General features: G+C 72.0%; 15 protein-coding genes and 1 pseudogene. 13 read left to right on the top strand and 3 right to left on the bottom strand.

The window, feature by feature from the left end:
* The first annotated feature begins 16 nt into the window (after window positions 1–16).
* The gene (gene trpD, locus ACAG26_RS06535) at window positions 17–1,123 is read left to right on the top strand and encodes an anthranilate phosphoribosyltransferase (protein WP_370480549.1); all 1,107 of its coding nucleotides are present in this window, start codon (window positions 17–19) and stop codon (window positions 1,121–1,123) included.
* Here the strand turns inward: trpD and ACAG26_RS06530 are convergent.
* Window positions 1,061–2,875 (bottom strand): annotated as a pseudogene (locus ACAG26_RS06530) (DEDD exonuclease domain-containing protein); the annotation flags it as partial. The gene trpD and the pseudogene ACAG26_RS06530 overlap by 63 nt on opposite strands.
* Window positions 2,876–3,002: 127 nt before the next feature.
* Between ACAG26_RS06530 and ACAG26_RS06525 the strand changes: the two are divergent.
* The 4 genes from ACAG26_RS06525 (at window position 3,003) to ACAG26_RS06510 (ending at window position 6,533) form a co-directional block, all read left to right on the top strand.
* On the top strand, window positions 3,003–3,224 hold the full coding sequence (locus ACAG26_RS06525) for a hypothetical protein (RefSeq protein WP_370480548.1): 222 nt from the start codon (window positions 3,003–3,005) through the stop codon (window positions 3,222–3,224).
* Between the two features lie 160 nt (window positions 3,225–3,384).
* Complete coding sequence (ripC, locus tag ACAG26_RS06520; RefSeq protein WP_370480547.1) at window positions 3,385–4,503, top strand: peptidoglycan hydrolase RipC; 1,119 nt, start codon at window positions 3,385–3,387, stop codon at window positions 4,501–4,503.
* A 25-nt stretch (window positions 4,504–4,528) separates the two neighbouring features.
* Window positions 4,529–5,335 carry a hypothetical protein gene (locus ACAG26_RS06515; RefSeq protein WP_370480546.1) on the top strand — a complete coding sequence of 269 codons (807 nt, stop codon included), beginning with the start codon at window positions 4,529–4,531 and terminating at the stop codon, window positions 5,333–5,335.
* Window positions 5,336–5,405: 70 nt separating this feature from the next.
* Window positions 5,406–6,533, top strand: coding sequence for a glycosyltransferase family 4 protein (locus tag ACAG26_RS06510; RefSeq protein WP_370480545.1), 1,128 nt, complete (start codon window positions 5,406–5,408; stop codon window positions 6,531–6,533).
* Window positions 6,534–6,623: 90 nt separating this feature from the next.
* On the opposite strand, the gene ACAG26_RS06505 is transcribed toward ACAG26_RS06510, so the two are convergent.
* Window positions 6,624–8,426 (bottom strand): long-chain fatty acid--CoA ligase, encoded by a 1,803-nt coding sequence (locus tag ACAG26_RS06505; protein ID WP_370480544.1) that lies wholly within the window; start codon window positions 8,424–8,426, stop codon window positions 6,624–6,626.
* A gap of 139 nt (window positions 8,427–8,565) precedes the next feature.
* Between ACAG26_RS06505 and ACAG26_RS06500 the strand changes: the two genes are divergently transcribed.
* The 5 genes from ACAG26_RS06500 to ACAG26_RS06480 all read left to right on the top strand — a co-directional run bounded on the left by ACAG26_RS06500 (window position 8,566) and on the right by ACAG26_RS06480 (window position 11,980).
* Window positions 8,566–8,964 carry a polyketide cyclase / dehydrase and lipid transport gene (locus ACAG26_RS06500; protein WP_370480543.1) on the top strand — a complete coding sequence of 133 codons (399 nt, stop codon included), beginning with the start codon at window positions 8,566–8,568 and terminating at the stop codon, window positions 8,962–8,964.
* Window positions 8,965–9,036: 72 nt separating this feature from the next.
* Window positions 9,037–9,474 carry an SRPBCC family protein gene (locus ACAG26_RS06495; RefSeq protein ID WP_370480542.1) on the top strand — a complete coding sequence of 146 codons (438 nt, stop codon included), beginning with the start codon at window positions 9,037–9,039 and terminating at the stop codon, window positions 9,472–9,474.
* Window positions 9,467–10,717: an ArsA family ATPase gene (locus tag ACAG26_RS06490; protein WP_370480739.1), complete on the top strand. Its 1,251-nt coding sequence runs from the start codon at window positions 9,467–9,469 to the stop codon at window positions 10,715–10,717. The genes ACAG26_RS06495 and ACAG26_RS06490 overlap by 8 nt, the downstream gene beginning before the upstream one ends.
* Before the next feature lie 49 nt (window positions 10,718–10,766).
* Window positions 10,767–11,132 carry a hypothetical protein gene (locus ACAG26_RS06485; protein WP_370480541.1) on the top strand — a complete coding sequence of 122 codons (366 nt, stop codon included), beginning with the start codon at window positions 10,767–10,769 and terminating at the stop codon, window positions 11,130–11,132.
* A gap of 122 nt (window positions 11,133–11,254) precedes the next feature.
* Window positions 11,255–11,980, top strand: a complete 726-nt coding sequence (locus ACAG26_RS06480) for a lysophospholipid acyltransferase family protein (RefSeq protein ID WP_370480540.1) — start codon at window positions 11,255–11,257, stop codon at window positions 11,978–11,980.
* Between the two features lie 2 nt (window positions 11,981–11,982).
* Here ACAG26_RS06480 and ACAG26_RS06475 read toward each other — a convergent pair whose 3' ends face one another.
* The gene (locus ACAG26_RS06475; RefSeq protein WP_370480539.1) at window positions 11,983–13,254 is read right to left on the bottom strand and encodes a glycosyltransferase 87 family protein; all 1,272 of its coding nucleotides are present in this window, start codon (window positions 13,252–13,254) and stop codon (window positions 11,983–11,985) included.
* 81 nt (window positions 13,255–13,335) lie between these two features.
* Between ACAG26_RS06475 and ACAG26_RS06470 the strand changes: the two genes are divergently transcribed.
* From ACAG26_RS06470 to ACAG26_RS06460, 3 genes are read left to right on the top strand one after another with little or no spacing between them, the layout of a single operon-like run.
* Window positions 13,336–14,220, top strand: a complete 885-nt coding sequence (locus tag ACAG26_RS06470) for a hypothetical protein (RefSeq protein ID WP_370480538.1) — start codon at window positions 13,336–13,338, stop codon at window positions 14,218–14,220.
* Window positions 14,217–14,708: a polyadenylate-specific 3'-exoribonuclease AS gene (locus tag ACAG26_RS06465; protein WP_370480537.1), complete on the top strand. Its 492-nt coding sequence runs from the start codon at window positions 14,217–14,219 to the stop codon at window positions 14,706–14,708. The genes ACAG26_RS06470 and ACAG26_RS06465 overlap by 4 nt, the downstream gene beginning before the upstream one ends.
* Window positions 14,709–14,742: 34 nt before the next feature.
* Window positions 14,743–16,140 (top strand): class II 3-deoxy-7-phosphoheptulonate synthase, encoded by a 1,398-nt coding sequence (locus tag ACAG26_RS06460; RefSeq protein ID WP_370480536.1) that lies wholly within the window; start codon window positions 14,743–14,745, stop codon window positions 16,138–16,140.
* Window positions 16,141–16,153: the final 13 nt, after the last annotated feature.

The raw sequence follows: 16,153 nt of genomic DNA, 5'->3' as shown, positions 1-16,153 counted from the left end.
GTGGGAGCATCGGCGCGTGGCCGAGTCTGTTCTGGGGGGATCCGAGGGGGCTATCGGCATGCCGCCACCCGCGCCGGGCGCACCGTCGTGGTCGCAGGTGCTGGGCCGGTTGACCGCCAGCGTCGACCTGGCCCGCGGCCAGGCGGCGTGGGTGATGGACCAGATCATGACCGGCACCGCGACGCCGGCGCAGATCGCGGCGTTCGGCGTGGCGATGAAGATGAAGGGCCCGACCGCCGGCGAGGTCAGCGAGCTGGCCGACGTGATGCTGCGGTACGCCCGCAAGGTGCCGACCGAACGGATCGGCACCGACACCGTCGACGTGGTCGGCACCGGCGGCGACGGGGTCAACACGGTGAACCTGTCCACGATGGCGGCGATCGTGGTGGCCGCCGCCGGGGTGCCGGTGATCAAACACGGCAACCGGGCGGCCTCCTCGCTGTCCGGGGGCGCCGACACCCTGGAGGCGTTGGGGGTCCGCATCGACTTGGGCCCCGACGACGTGGCGCGCTGCGTCGCCGAGGTGGGCATCGGGTTCTGCTTTGCGCCGCAGTTCCAGCCGTCCTACCGGCACGCCGCCGCGGCGCGGCGCGAGGTCGGGGTGCCGACGGTGTTCAACCTGCTGGGGCCCCTGACCAACCCGGCCACCCCGCGGGCGGGCCTGATCGGCTGCGCCTTCGGTGATTTGGCCGAGGTGATGGCCGGGGTGTTCGCCGCGCGCCGCTGCAGCGTGCTGGTGGTGCACGGCGACGACGGCCTCGACGAGCTGACCACCACCACAACCAGCACCATCTGGCGGGTGCAGGCCGGCACCGTGGACAAGCTGACCTTCGACCCGGCCGGATTCGGGTTCGCCCGCGCCGAGCTGGGCCAGTTGTTGGGCGGCGACGCGGTGGCCAATGCGGCCGAGGCGCGGGCGGTGCTCGGCGGCGCGCCCGGGCCGGTGCGAGATGCGGTGGTGCTCAACGCCGCCGGCGCCATGGTGGCCCACGCCGGGCTATCCAGCCGCGCTGAATGGCTGCCGGCGTGGGAGGACGGGCTGGCCCGCGCCACCGCGGCGATCGACTCCGGCGCGGCCGAACAGCTGCTCGCGCGATGGGTGCGGTTCGGCCACAAGCTCTGAGGCCAGGGCTTGTTCGGAGGCCAGCCGCGCGCTGCGGGCCGCCGCCGCCCAGTCCGCCCAGCCGCCGGCCGAGCGCAGCGGGGAGGCCCAGCCGGTGTCGGCGGGCACCCGCACCAGGCGCACCCCCGGGGTGGTCAGCCACCGTGCGATCAGCGCGGTCTCCTCGACCAGCGCCCCGCCCAACGGGGCGGCGGTGCCCACGATCACCTGCGCGCCGGCGCACAACGCGTCGACGACCGGCATCGGCGGCACCCCGCGGACGGCGTTGGCGGCGGCGGCGAGCTGACCGTGCCGGATCACCGCCAGCTGCCAGCCGCCGGCGCCGTCCGGGGCGGCGGCCACCACCTCGGGCAGCGCGGCCAGCGCCCGCAGCCGCTGGCCGCGCCACAGCACCTCGATCGCGGCGGCGGCGTGGTCGCGCAGCCGGGCGGCGCTCTCGTAGCGGTGCTGCCCGGCCAGCGCGGCCACCTGCTGCACGGCGGCGGCCAGCGCGGTGTTGTCGTGCCCGTCGATCAGGGCGGCGGCGCGCGCGACGGTCGGGGCGTACTCGGCGGCGGACAGGTGTTGGGCGGCCGGGCAGGGCGCGACCTCGCGGTCCGGGCAGGCGTGCCGTTTGGTCCGGCCCAGCCGGGCGGTGCAGCTGCGCAGCCCGGTGAACCGGGCCAGCAGCGCGGCGGTTTCGGCGGCGTCGGCGCGGGACCGAAATGGGCCGACGGCCCGGTCGTGGCGCGGGCTGCGCACCACCGACAGCCGCGGGAAGGCCCCGTCGGTGAGCACCACCCACCACCACCGGTGCGGGAACCGGGAGCGACAGTTGTACGGCGGGGCGTGGGCGGCCAGCAGCCGCAGCTCGGCCACCCCGGCCTCCAGCGGGTGCGCGCACTCGACGTGGTCGACGGCGCTGGCCAGGGTCACCATCTCCTTGATCCGGCCGCGCGGGTCGGCGCCGGTGAAGTATTGGCCGACCCGGCGGCGCAAATCGGTGGCGGTGCCGACGTAGAGCACCTCGCCGGACGGCCCGCGGAACAGATACACCCCCGGCCGATGCGGCAGGTGTGCGGCGAGGGTGCGTTTGCGGCGTTGCGCCGGGGACACATTGGGCAGATACGACCGCAGCTCGGTATAGGTGTGCACCCCCTGGTTGCCGACCCGCTCGATCAGCGCGTGCAGCACCTCGACGGTGGCGCGGGCGTCGTCGAGGGCGCGGTGGGTGGGCTCGGTGGCGACCCGGAACAGCCGGGCCAGCTCGGCCAGCCGCACGCTGGGGGCTTCCTCGCGGCTGAGCACCCGGCGGGCCAGCCGCACCGTGCACAGCACCGGCGGCTTGGGCCAGGCCAGCCCGCACCGCTCGGTGGCCGCGCGCAGGAACCCGACGTCGAAGCCGGCGTTGTGGGCCACCAGCACGCTGTCGCGGGCGAACTCCAGAAACGTCGGCAGCACCGCGGCGATGGTCGGGGCGTCGCACACCATCGCGGTGGTGATCCCGGTCAGCCGGGTGATCTGCGGCGGGATGGTGCGCTGCGGGTCGATCAGGGTGGCGAACTCGCCCAGCACCGTGCCGCCGCGCACCTTGACCGCCCCGATCTCGGTGATGGCGTCCGGCGGCGCGGCCGCGGTGGCGGCCGCGCGGCCGCCGGTGGTTTCCAGGTCCACCACCACAAACGTGGTGTCGCGCAGCGGGGTCTCGAACCCGGGCGCGCCGTCGGGGTCCAGCTCGGCGAAGCTCAACTGTGCCGCTGCGGTCACACCCATGGCGGTGACGTTAGGCAGCCGCACCGACAGCGCCGGGGTGCCGCGCCGTCCGGCGCGTCGATCAGCGGAAACGGGGCTGTCGGTGGCCACGGTTAGGGTGCGGCCAAACGAGCGAAAGGAGTCGCCGATGGCGCACGTCGACCCGACGGAACCGGTGGTGATCGACTGTGACGACTGCGCGGTACGCGGGCCCGGTTGCCGCGACTGCGTGGTCAGCGTGTTGCTCGGGGTGCCCGACACCTTGTTGCACGATGAGCGCGCCGCGCTCGACGTGCTCGCCGAGGCCGGCCTGGCGCCGCGGCTGCGGCTGGTGCCGATCCACCGCCCGCGCGGCTCGGGGGTGGCGTAATTAGTCGGCGCGCCGGTCTGCCGTTTTGAGAGCTCACCTGATAAATTTGGGCCTTCGTGATGGACAACGTCGTTGCCGTTTCGTAACCTGTCTGAGACCTAAGTGAGCTCGACGGTGGTACGGCACGACACGTCCCCCGGCAGTTTTAAGGATGCAAATCTTGAGGCTCGACCGTACGCACTGGACCTTGCGTGTTATCAAGCGACCTGCCGTCGGTGCGATATCGGGATTTGTCGTCCTCTCCGGGATCCTCGCCAGCCAGGTGCAGGCCGACCCCGCCGATGACGCGCTAGCAAAGCTCAATGAGCTGTCGCGGCAGGCCGAGAAAACCACCGAGGCGATGCACAGCGCACAGCTGGACCTGAACGAAAAGGTTGCCGCCCAACAGGCTGCCGAAAAAGCGCACGCCGACGACGAGGCCAAGCTGCAGGCCGCGAAATCACAGCTCGCAAACTTCCAGACAGCGGTCGACAAGTTTGCTGCCGCCACCTACATGGGCGGCCGCACCGACGGCATGGACGCCATCTTGACCGCCGAATCGCCGCAGCAGCTGATCGACAAGCTGGCCGTGCAGCGCGTCGTGGGCGCCGACATGTCCGCCCAGATGGCCCGCTACCGCAGCGTCGGCCAGCAGGCCGCCGACGCCGAGCAGGCCTCCGCCAAATCGGCGGCCGAGGCCAAGACCGCCGCCGAACACGCCGCCACGGTCCGCGCGGATCTGCAGTCCAAGCAGAGCCGGCTGCAGATGCAGATCGCCGTCGTCAAATCCCAGTACTCGACGCTGACCCCGGTGCAGCGGGCCACCCTGGCCGCCCCGGGCCCGGCGCCCGAGGCGCTGCCCGCCCCGGCCCCCGAGGCGGCGCCGCCGACCGAGGGCGCCCCGGACGCCGTCCCGTCCGAGGGTGGCCTGCCGGCGGCGGCTCCCGGCAGCGGTGAGGGCGCGATCGCGGTGCAGGCCGCGCTGACCCAGGTCGGTTCGCCGTACGTCTGGGGCGGCGCCGCGCCGGGCGGCTTCGACTGCTCCGGCCTGGTGATGTGGGCGTTCCGCCAGGCCGGCATCTCGCTGCCGCACTCCAGCCAGGCCCAGGCCAACGGCGGGCAGCCGGTGGCGCTGTCGGATCTGCAGCCCGGCGACGTGCTGACCTTCTACTCCGACGCCTCCCACTCCGGCATCTACGTCGGGGACGGCATGATGATCCACTCGTTCACCTACGGCCAGCCGGTCCGGGTGGTGCCGATGTACTCGTCGGGGCCGATCCACAACGCCCGCCGTTACTGAGCGCCGGCGCGTCGCGCTGGTCGGGTTGCTGCTGGTCGAGCTGATCGCGGCCGCCGCGGTCGTGTTCCTCCCGGCCCGACCGGCCACCGCGGACACGCCCCGCGCGGCCGACCCGGCTGCCGCACCGCTGCGGGTCGGCGATCACCGCGACGTCGACCTGATCGAGGCGGGCGGCCCGACCACCGCCGCGCTGTTGGACCGCGTCGCCGCGGCGATCGGCCCCGCCGTCGAGCGGGTCGAGGCGTTCTGGGGCACCGACTGGTCACGGCACATCGTGGTGCTGGGCACCGGCACCGACGCGCAGTTCCGCGCCGCCGCCGGCGGCGGCAGCGCCGAACAATGGGCCGACGTCGCCGCGGTCGCCGTCGCCGACCGGGTCGATCCGGCCCGCCGGTTCGCCGCCGGGCAACGGGTGGTGCTGGCGCCCGGGGCGGCCGCGATGAGCCCGGCGGCGCTGCACCTGGTCCTGACCCACGAGCTGTTCCATTACGCCGCCCGCCGCGACACCGCCCTGGACGCGCCGCGCTGGCTGACCGAGGGGGTGGCCGATTTCGTCGCCCGCCCCGACGCCCCGCGCCCGGGCCGGGCCGCGGCGGCGGCGCTGCCCACCGATGCCGACCTGGACGCGGCCGGGCCGCAGCGGACGCTGGCCTACGACCGGGCCTGGTGGTTTGCCCGGTTCGTCGCCGACCGCTACGGACCGGCCAAGCTGCGCGAGCTCTACCTGGCCGCCTGCGGGGCCGGGCACCCCGATCCGGGCACCGCGGTGCGCACCGTGCTCGGCACCGACCTGCCCGACCTGCTGGCGCGCTGGCAGCGGTGGCTGAGCTAAATCGCCCGGCTCCTCCTCGCGCCACTGCGTGGCGCGCATCGTCGCCGGGCGACCGGCTAACGTACTCGGGGTGAGCCGGGTCCTGCTGGTAACCAACGACTTTCCGCCGCGACGCGGCGGCATCCAGTCCTACCTGGAAGAACTCGTGCGCCGGGTGGTGCGCAGCGGGTCGCACGACGTGACGGTGTACGCGCCGGCCTGGAAGGGCGCCGACGCCTACGACGCGCAGGCCGGCTATCCGGTGGTGCGCCACCCGGGCACGCTGATGCTGCCCGGCCCCGGCGTCGACGCCCGGATGCGCCGGCTGATCGCCGACCACGGCGCCGACACCGTCTGGTTCGGTGCGGCCGCCCCGCTGGCGCTGCTGGCGCCCCGGGCCCGCCGGGCCGGGGCGACCCGGGTGCTGGCCAGCACCCACGGGCACGAGGTGGGCTGGTCGATGCTGCCGGCGGCCCGCTCGGCGCTGCGGGCCATCGGCGACCACACCGACGTGGTGACCTTCGTCAGCCGCTACACCCGGGGCCGGTTCGCCGCCGCGTTCGGCCCGGCGGCCGGCCTGGAGCACCTGCCGCCCGGGGTGGACACCGACCGGTTTGCGCCCGACCCGGCCGGGCGCGCCGAGCTGCGCGCCCGCTACCGGCTCGGTGCGCGCCCCACCGTGGTGTGTGTGTCCCGGCTGGTGCCCCGCAAGGGCCAGGACATGCTGATCCGGGCGTTGCCGGCGATCCGGCGCCGGGTCGACGGGGCGGCGCTGGTCATCGTCGGCGGCGGCCCGTACCTGGAGGCGCTGCGCCGGCTGGCGGCGCGGGTGGGGGTGGCCGACCACGTGACGTTCACCGGCGGCGCGCCCACCGCCGAGCTGCCCGCCCACTACGGGATGGCGGACGTGTTCGCGATGCCGTGCCGCACCCGCGGCGCCGGCCTGGACGTGGAGGGGCTGGGCATCGTGTTCCTGGAGGCCTCGGCCACCGGGGTGCCGGTGGTGGCCGGCGACTCCGGTGGCGCCCCGGAAACCGTGCGGGACAACGAAACCGGGCTCGTGGTCGACGGCCGGTCGGTGCAGCAGGTCGCCGACGCGGTCGGCGCGCTGCTGGCCGATCCTGACCGGGCCGCCGCGATGGGCGCGGCCGGGCGGGGCTGGGTGCTGTCCCAGTGGCGGTGGGATGCCCTCGCCGCCCGGCTGGCCGCGCTGCTGTAGTCCTGGCCGCGCGAGCGGCATCGTCGTGACGCGGAACCGGCGTGTCGCGTCGTGAGGGTGCCACTCGGCGACACAAGAAGGGCGACGGGGTCAGTTCTTGGCGTAGATCGCCTCGATCTCGTCGGCGAACTTCTCGGCCACCACCTTGCGCTTGACCTTCATCGTCGGGGTCAGCTCCCCGGTGTCCTCGGTGAAATCCACCGGCAGGATCCGGAACTTGCGGATCGACTCGGCGTGCGACACCGCGGTGTTGGCCTGCTTGACCGCGGCCTCCACCTCGGCGACCAGGTCGGGGTCGGTGGTCAGATCGGCCACCGACGCGCCGGCGTCCTTGCCGTTGCGCTGCTTCCAGCCGTCGATCGCCTCGGGATCGATGGTGATCAGGGCACCGACGAACGGTTTGGCGTCGCCGACGGCCATCGCCTGGCTGATCAGCGGGTGCGCCCGCAGCTGGTCCTCGAGCACCGCCGGGGCGACGTTCTTGCCGCCGGCGGTGACGATGATCTCCTTCTTGCGGCCGGTGATGGTCAAAAAGCCGTCGGCGTCCACCGCGCCCAGGTCGCCGGTCTTGAACCAGCCGTCGGTCAGCGCGTCGGCGCTGGCCTGCTCGTTGCGCCAGTAGCCGCTGAACACCACCCCGCCGCGCACCAGCAGCTCACCGTCGTCGGCGATGCGCATGCTGTTGCCCGGCAACAACTTTCCGACGGTGCCGACCTTGAGGTCGCCGACCTGGTTGACGGTGATCGCGGCACTGGTCTCGGTCAGGCCGTAGCCCTCGTAGATGGTCAGCCCGACACCGCGGTAGAAGTGGCCCAGCCGCACCCCCAGCGGCCCGCCGCCGGAGATCGAGGCCCGGCAGTCGCCGCCCAGCGCGGCGCGCAGCTTGTGGTAGACCAGCCGGTCGAACAGCGCGTGCTTGGCGCGCAGCACCAGCCCGGGGCCGCCGGTATCGAGGGCCTCGCTCCAGTCGACCGCGGTCTGGGCGGCGGCGGCGAAGATCCGGCCCTTGCCGTCGTTGGCGGCGTTCTGCGCGGCGGTGTTGTACACCTTCTCGAACACCCGCGGCACCGACACCACCACCGTCGGTTTGAACACCGCGAACATCGGCACCAGATTCTTGATGTCGCTGGTGAATCCGACGGTGACCTGGTTGGCCAGCGCGGCCAGCGTGATCGCCCGGGCCAGCACATGCGCCAGCGGCAAGAAGATCAGCAGCCGTTCACCCTTGCGCAACAGGGTCGGCAACACCTCCTTGGCGCCGCGGATCTCATAGACCAGGTTGGCGTGGGTGAGCTGGCAGCCCTTGGGCCGACCGGTGGTCCCCGAGGTGTAGATCAAGGTGGCGGGGTCCTCGGCCCGCAGCGCCTCGGTCCGCTTGGTTAGGTCGCCCGGCTCGACCGCGGAGCCGGCCTCGGCGAGTTCGTCGAGCGCCTTGGGCCCCGCCCCGTCGATGGTCAGCACCCGCTGCAGCGCCGGCAGGTCGTCGGTGAGCCCGCCGGCCAGCGTGGTGTGCGCGTCGGTTTCGGCGATCAGCAGCACCGCCTCGGAGTCCTGCAGCACCCAGCGCACCTGGTCGGCCGAGGAGGTTTCGTAGATCGGCACGGTGACCGCGCCGACCGCCAGGATGGCCAGATCCAGGATCATCCACTCGTGGCGGGTCGCCGACAACACCGCGACCCGGTCCCCGGCGGCCACCCCCTGGGCGATCAAACCCAATGCCGTCGAGCGGATCTGGGCCACCGCGGCCGCGCAGGTGACGTCCGCCCAGGCCCCGTCGACCAAGTGTTGATAGAGCACGAAGTCGGGATCGTTGCGTTCGTGCTCGAATACCGTGGCGACGACGTTGTCACGCTCGCCGACGGTAAACGGAGCGGGGACACTGAACTCACGCACGTTGCTGACCTCTCCTGGGCGCCGTTTTATGCTGACCAAGCCTAATGGGCGGGCGTCGCGGGCTGTGATGGTGTTCACGGCGGGCCGCGCCGGCGCGGGTGGGTGTGCCGCCGCGCGGGGCATATGTGAAGGTAGGGCAATGAACAGCATCCAGGTCGCCGACCAGACCTACGTCGCGGCCGACGCCGCGCGGGTCGGTGCGGCGGTCGCCGACCCGGCGAGCTGGCGGCGGTGGTGGCCGGACTTGCGGTTGACGGTGGTCGAAGACCGCGCCGACAAGGGCATCCGGTGGTCGGTGACCGGGCCGCTGACCGGCACCATGGAGGTCTGGCTGGAGCCGGTGCTGGACGGGGTGCTGCTGCACTACTTCCTGCACGCCGAGCCGTCCGGGGCGACCGCCCGCGACCTGGCCCGGATGAACCTGGCCAAGATGGTGCACCGCCGCCGGGTGGCCGGCAAGAAAATGGCTTTCGAAGTCAAGACCACCCTGGAACGGTCCCGGCCGGTGGGTGTGTCTCCGCTGGCGCTGACGCACTAAGTCCTAACCGGCGCCGCCGCCGGGAGGTACCGTTTGTCCCCGGGGCGGCAGGAAGTGATAGGGAAGCACCAGGTGGCGGATAAGACGGCGCAGACGATCTACATCGACGCGGACCCGGGCACGGTGATGGACGTCATCGCTGACATCGGGTCCTACCCGGACTGGGTGTCGGAGTACACCGACGCCGAGGTGCTGGAGACCGACCCCGACGGCTACCCGAAGGTGGCCCGGCTGGTGTTGGACGCCGCGGTCCTCAAGGACACCCTGGTGTTCTCCTACGACTGGCCCGCCGACCGCGGCTCGGTGCGTTGGTCGCTGGTGTCCGGCTCGCTGCTCAAGTCGCTCGACGGGGAATACCGGCTCACCCCCAAGGGCTCGGGCACCGAGGTCACCTACGAGCTCACGGTGGATTTGGCGATGCCGATGATCGGGCTGCTCAAACGCAAGGCGGAGCGCCGGATCACCGACACCGCGTTGAAGGACCTGAAGAAACGAGTCGAGGCTGAGTGAGTCTGCCGCATCCCCCCGGGCGCAGATCAGTCTTTTCGTCGGCAAGGGTGGGGTAGGGAAGTCCACGCTGGCGGCGGCGACCGCCGTCGGTGATGCGCGCGCCGGTCAGCGGGTGCTGCTGGTGTCCACCGACCAGGCCCACTCGGTGGGCGATGTGCTCGGGGTCGCGGTGCCGCCCACCGGGCAGGGCGATCCGGTGCCCGTCGTCGTCGACGACGCCGGCGTGCTGGACGCGTTGGCGTTGGACACCGCCGCGCTGCTGGAGGCGCGGTGGCGCGAGGTGGCCGCCATGTTCGACGAGCGTTTCCCCGACTCCGAGCTGGGCGCGGTTGCGCCCGAAGAACTCTCGGCGGTGCCCGGCATCCAGGAGATCCTCGGCCTGCACCAGGTGGGCGAGCTGGCCGCTGCGGGCCGGTGGGACCGCATCGTGGTGGACTGCGCCTCCACCGCCGACGCGCTGCGGATGCTGACCCTGCCCGCCACCGTCGAGTTCTACGTGGAGCGGGCCTGGCCGCGGCACCGGCGGCTGTCCGCCGGCGCCGAGGGCGCCGCGTCGGTCGCGGTGGTGGACCTGCTGGAGCGGGTCAACGCCGGCGTGCAACGGCTGGGCGCGCTGCTCACCGACGGGCAGCGGGTGCGCGCGCACCTGGTGTTGACCCCGGAACGGGTGGTGGCCGCCGAGGCGGTGCGGACGCTGGGTTCGCTGGCGTTGATGGGGGTGCACGTCGCCGAGCTGATCGTCAATCAGGTTTTGGTGCAAGATGATTCCTACGAGTACAGCAACCTGCCCGACCATCCGGCGTTCGACTGGTACGCCGAGCGGATCAGCGAGCAGCGGGCGGTGCTCGACGAGCTGGACGCCGCCATCGGGGACGTGGCGCTGGTGCTGGCGCCGCATCTGGCCGGCGAACCGATCGGCCCCAAGGCGCTGGGGGAGCTGCTCGACACGGTGCGGCGCCGGGACGGCGCGGCGCCGCCCGGGCCGCTGCGGCCGGTGGTGGACCTGGAGTCCGGATCGGGACTGGGATCGGTGTACCGGTTGCGGCTAGAGTTGCCCCAGATCGATGCCGGCGCGCTGAGCTTGGGCCGGGTCGACGACGACCTGATCATCAGCGCCGGCGGGATGCGGCGCAGGGTGCGGCTGGCGTCGGTGCTGCGGCGCTGCACCGTGCTAGACGCCACGCTGCGCGGCGCCGAGCTGACGGTGCGGTTCCGACCCGACCCGGAGGTGTGGCCCCAATGACTTCCGCCGGCGACGATGCACAGTTCCGCGATGCGGAGGAGCGGCGGCGATGACTCGAGTCCACCCCGACTTAGGTGAGTTGGGGCCCGAGTTGCGCAAACTCGCGCAGGCCATCCTGGACGGGATCGACCCGGCGTTGCGGACCGCCGCGGCGCTGGCCGCGGCCGGCGACCCGGGCAAATGCCAACAGGTGTGGTGCCCGGTGTGCGCGCTGGCGGCGGTGGTGTCCGGCGAACAACACCCGCTGCTGACCGTCATCGCCGAGCACAGCACGGCGCTGCTGGCGGTCATCCGCGCCATGGTCGCCGACACCGACGGGGCTGGGGACCAACCACCCCCGCCGGGCGGCCCACCCGGCGAGGAGTCCGCCGGCAAAAGCCGGTATCAGCCCATCCCGGTCACCGTCCAGGATTGAGCAGGTTCCACAAACCGGCGGCCCGGCGCAGCATTTCGCCGCCGGTGAGCTGTGGTGACTTCCACAGTTGGTGGGTAAGGTTGTCCCAGAGCACGGTCCGGTGCGGGCAAGCGGGAGGGTCCATGTGGTATTGGCTGTTCAAGTACATTCTCCTGGGCCCACTGCTGGCCCTGCTTGGCCGGCCAAAAGTCGAAGGGTTGGAAAACGTCCCGGACGATGGGGCGGTCATCCTGGCCAGCAACCACCTGGCCGTCATGGACAGCTTCTACCTGCCGCTGGTGGTGCGGCGGCGGATCACCTTCCTGGCGAAGTCGGAGTACTTCACCGGCACCGGGATCAAGGGCTGGTTCAACCGCTGGTTCTACACCGCCGTCGGGCAGGTGCCGATCGACCGCACCAACGCCGACGCCGCCCAGGCCGCGCTGGACACCGCCAAGCGACTCCTCGACGACGGCAAACTGCTGGGCATGTACCCGGAGGGCACCCGTTCCCCGGACGGCCGGCTGTATAAGGGCAAGACCGGGTTGGCGCGGCTGGCGCTGCAAACCGGGGTCCCGGTGATCCCGGTGGCGATGATCGGCACCAACGTGGTCAACCCGCCGGGCACCAAGATGTTGCGGTTCGGCCGGGTCACCGTGCGGTTCGGCCAGCCGATGGACTTCTCCCGGTTCGACGGGCTGGCCGGCAACCGGTTCATCGAACGCGCCGTCATCGACGAGGTGGTCTACGAGCTGATGCGGCTGTCCGGTCAGGAATACGTCGACATCTACGCGGCCAGCCTCAAAAACGGCGACGGTGACCAGTCCGGCCGGTCGGCAACCCGGATCCCGGAGACCGCGGCCGGCTGAGATCAGCCGGCCAGCCGCGCCGGGGCCGGGTCCACGGCGGCGCCGGGCTCCTCGACGCGGGCGGTGACCGCCAAACCCGCAGTCACCAGCACCGCCAGCGCCCACCACACGTAGGACGCCCCGATCAGCTGCTGGGTCAGGTTGGAGTCGGCCAGCAGCAGCCGGATCGGCGACCAGCGCATCAGGGCCAGCCCGGCGACGGCCAACCCGAGCAGCGCCGGGCTGCGGCGCCGGTAGCCCAGCACCCCGAGGATCACGATCGTCGGCAACGACCACACCCAGTGGTGCGACCACGACACCGGGGAGACCAGCAGCCCGAACAGCGCCACCGCCATCAACGCCAGCGTCGGCTGCTCGGCGGCCAGCACCCGGCGCACCGCCCACACGGTGAGCACCAGGGTCGCCACGCACACCGCCAGCCACAGCAGCAGATACGGGCCGCCGCTAACGCCCATCCGGGCCAGGATCCCGGCGAAGTTCTGGTTGGTGTTCAGCGCGGTGTCGCCGATCCGGTTGGTGTGGAACACCGTCTTGGTCCAGTATTCGACGGAGTCGCGGGGCGCCAGCACGAACGCGGCCAGGATCGTCGCCGCGAACGTGGCCAGCGTGGTCAGCGCGGCCCGACGGTCGCGGCGCACCAGGAAATACAGCAAGAACACGGCCGGGGTCAGCTTCACCGCGATCGCCAGCCCCAGCAGCATCCCGCGCGGCCACCGGGTGCGCTGCGGCAGGCAGTCGGCGATGACCAACGTCATCAGCACCGCGTTGATCTGGCCGTAGCCGAAGTTGGACATGATCGGTTCCATGTTCAGCCAGATCGCGGCCGCGACGATCACCGTGGCCAGCACGGTGCGCCGCCACCACACCGGCCCGCCCGGCACCGCGGCGTCGGTGCACACCCCCAGGGCGCTCAGCACGATCGCGGTCGACACCACCAGCAGCACCGTCGAGATGACCGTCAGCGCGGCGGCCGCCCCGCCCAGCGACACCCAGGTGAACGGGGTGAACAGCACCGCGGCCATCGGGGGATAGGTGAACGGCAGCGACGTTTCCTTGACCCCGGTGCGGAACAGCGCGGTGCCGTACAGGTGGTGGCCGTCGCGCCAGGCCTGGGCGCCCATCCGGTAGACGTCGATGTCGATGCGATACGGCGTGTAGCCGATCACCCGCCAGGTGGCGTAGGCCAACGCCAGCAGCGCCAGCAGCGCTACGGCCCGCCACGCGCCCCCGCGCCCGCGCCAACGGCCCACGTCGGGCGACCGCGATGTACTCATGTCGATCGACAGCCTATCCGCTGGCCCGCCATGCCGAACGTCATCCGGGTGCGGTGTCGGCGTTGGGCGTACCTTTCTTAGGTGCTCGAGTGGTTCCAGCAGGACATCATCAACCGGGGCAGGCTACCGCTGTTGTGCTGCCTGGTGGCGTTCATCCTGACGTTCCTGGTGACCCGGACCACGGTGCGCTACGTGCGGCGGCGCGCCGGCGGCACCGCCGCGCGCAAATGGTGGCAGCCGCGCAACATCTACATCGGCTCGGTGCACATCCACCACGTGGTGTTCGGGATCATTTTGGCGCTGCTGTCCGGGGTGACGCTGGTGGCGCTGTCCAACCACGGGCAAGACTTCGAATTCATCGCCGCCGCCACCGTCTTCGGCATCGGTGCGGCGCTGGTGCTCGACGAGTACGCGCTGATCCTGCACCTGGCCGACGTGTACTGGGAAGAGGATGGGCGCTCCTCGGTGGACGCGGTGTTCGCCGCCGTCGCGGTGACCGGGCTGCTGGTGCTGGGCTTTCACCCGCTGACGTTCCTGCTGGCGGTCTGGCAAGACACCCACTCCGACGTGATCCGGGCGGCGGTGATCGCCGGGGTGGTGACCACGCTGCCGCTGGCGGTGCTGGTGGTGCTCAAGGGCAAGGTGTGGACCGGGCTGATCGGGATGTTCTTTTTCCCGCTGCTGCTCATCGGGGCGGCCCGGTTGTCGCGCCCGCACGCCCCCTGGGCCCGGTTCCGCTACAGCGACCGGCCCGAGCGGATGCGGCGCGCCCTGCAGCGGGAACGTAAGCTGCGCCGGCCGGTGGTGCGCGCCAAACTGTGGCTGCAGGAGGCGATCGCCGGTTCGCCGCGGCGGCCCGATGACGTCGCGGTGGACGCGCAGCTGGACCGCGAGGTGCACGCCGCGCCGCCGCCGACCGGGCCGCTGCCGATCCTGCCGCGCACCCCCGAGGGCTCGCCGCGGTGAGGTATTTCTACGACACCGAATTCATCGAGGACGGCCGCACCATCGAGCTGATCTCGATCGGGGTGGCCGCCGAGGACGGCCGCGAATACTACGGGATCTCCACCGAATTCGACCCGGCCCGGGCCGGGCGCTGGGTGCGCACCCACGTGCTGCCCAAGCTGCCCTCGCCGGCGTCGCCGCGGTGGCGTTCCCGGCAGCAGATCCGCGCCGATTTGGAGGCGTTCTTCGGGGTCGACGGCGGCGCGCCGATCGAGCTGTGGGCCTGGGTCGGCGCCTACGACCATGTGGTGCTGTGCCAGCTGTGGGGGACGATGCCCGAGCTGCCCGCGCCGATGCCGCGGTTCACCCGCGACCTGCGGCAGCTGTGGGAGGACCGGGGCTGCCCGCCGCTGCCGCCGCGGCCGGCCGACACCCACGACGCGCTCGTCGACGCCCGCGAACAGCTGCGCCGCTACCGGGTGATCACCGCCGAGGAGCGTTCGCCCTGATCACGGGCCCGCGCCGCCCGGCTACCATGTACGGGTGAACTGGACCGTGGACGTACCGATCGACCAGCTGCCGCCGCTGCCGCCGCTGCCGGCCGAGCTGCGGGCGCGGCTGGATGCGGCGCTGGCCAAACCGGCCGCCCAGCAGCCCAGCTGGCCGGCCGAGCAGGCCCAGGCGATGCGCACGGTGCTCGAAAGCGTGCCGCCGATCACGGTGCCCTCCGAGATCGTCCGGCTGCAGGCGCAGTTGGCGCAGGTCGCCCGCGGGGAGGCGTTCTTGCTGCAGGGCGGCGACTGCGCGGAGACCTTCGTCGACAACACCGAACCGCACATCAAGGCCAATATCCGCACCCTGCTGCAGATGGCGGTGGTGCTCACCTACGGCGCCAGCCTGCCGGTGGTCAAGGTGGCCCGCATCGCCGGCCAGTACGCCAAACCCCGCTCGGCCGACATCGACGCGCTGGGGCTGAAGTCCTACCGCGGTGACATGGTCAACGGCTTCGCCCCCGACGCCGCGGTCCGCGAACACGACCCGTCCCGGCTGGTGCGCGCCTACGCCAATGCCAGCGCGGCGATGAACCTGGTGCGGGCGCTGACGTCGTCGGGGTTGGCGTCGCTGCACCTGGTGCACGACTGGAACCGCGAATTCGTCCGCACCTCCCCGGCCGGGGCCCGCTACGAGGCGCTGGCCAGCGAGATCGACCGCGGCCTGAAGTTCATGACCGCCTGCGGAGTGGCCGACCGGGAGCTGCAGACCGCCGAAATCTACGCCAGCCACGAGGCGCTGGTGCTCGACTACGAGCGGGCCATGCTGCGGATGTCCAACGCCGAGTACGGCGAAAACGGCAAACCGCAACTGTATGACCTGTCCGCGCACTACATCTGGATCGGGGAGCGCACCCGCCAACTCGACGGCGCCCACATCGCGTTCGCCGAGGTGGTCGCCAACCCGATCGGCGTCAAGATCGGCCCGACCACCACCCCGGAGCAGGCGGTCGAATACGTCGAGCGCCTCGACCCGCATCACCAGCCGGGCCGGTTGACCCTGGTCAGCCGGCTGGGCAACGCCAAGGTGCGCGACCTGCTGCCGCCGATCATCGAGAAGGTGCAGGCCACCGGGCATCAGGTGATCTGGCAGTGCGACCCGATGCACGGCAACACCCACGAGGCGTCCACCGGCTACAAGACCCGGCACTTCGACCGCATCGTCGACGAGGTGCAGGGCTTCTTCGAGGTGCACCGGGCGTTGGGCACCCACCCCGGGGGCATCCACGTCGAGATCACCGGCGAAGACGTCACCGAGTGCCTCGGTGGCGCCCAAGACATTTCGGACTCCGACCTGGCCGGCCGCTACGAAACCACCTGCGACCCGCGGTTGAACACCCAGCAGTCGCTGGAGTTGGCGTTCCTGGTCGCCGAAATGCTGCGCGACTAGCCAGCTCGCGGCA

This window comes from Mycobacterium sp. pUA109 (assembly GCF_041287095.1).
GTDB lineage: Bacteria > Actinomycetota > Actinomycetes > Mycobacteriales > Mycobacteriaceae > Mycobacterium.
The sequence above is the reverse complement of the archived record's forward strand: the minus strand, read 5'-3'. Positions and strand labels throughout refer to the sequence as shown.

Excerpts from the sequence above, each read along its gene's own strand:
- ACAG26_RS06485 (WP_370480541.1), top strand. The coding sequence starts at position 10,767 with ATGACTCGAGTCCACCCCGACTTAGGTGAGTTGGGGCCCGAGTTGCGC.
- ACAG26_RS06480 (WP_370480540.1), top strand. The coding sequence starts at position 11,255 with ATGTGGTATTGGCTGTTCAAGTACATTCTCCTGGGCCCACTGCTGGCC.
- ACAG26_RS06500 (WP_370480543.1), top strand. The coding sequence starts at position 8,566 with ATGAACAGCATCCAGGTCGCCGACCAGACCTACGTCGCGGCCGACGCC.
- ACAG26_RS06525 (WP_370480548.1), top strand. The coding sequence starts at position 3,003 with ATGGCGCACGTCGACCCGACGGAACCGGTGGTGATCGACTGTGACGAC.
- ACAG26_RS06475 (WP_370480539.1), bottom strand. The coding sequence starts at position 13,254 with ATGAGTACATCGCGGTCGCCCGACGTGGGCCGTTGGCGCGGGCGCGGG.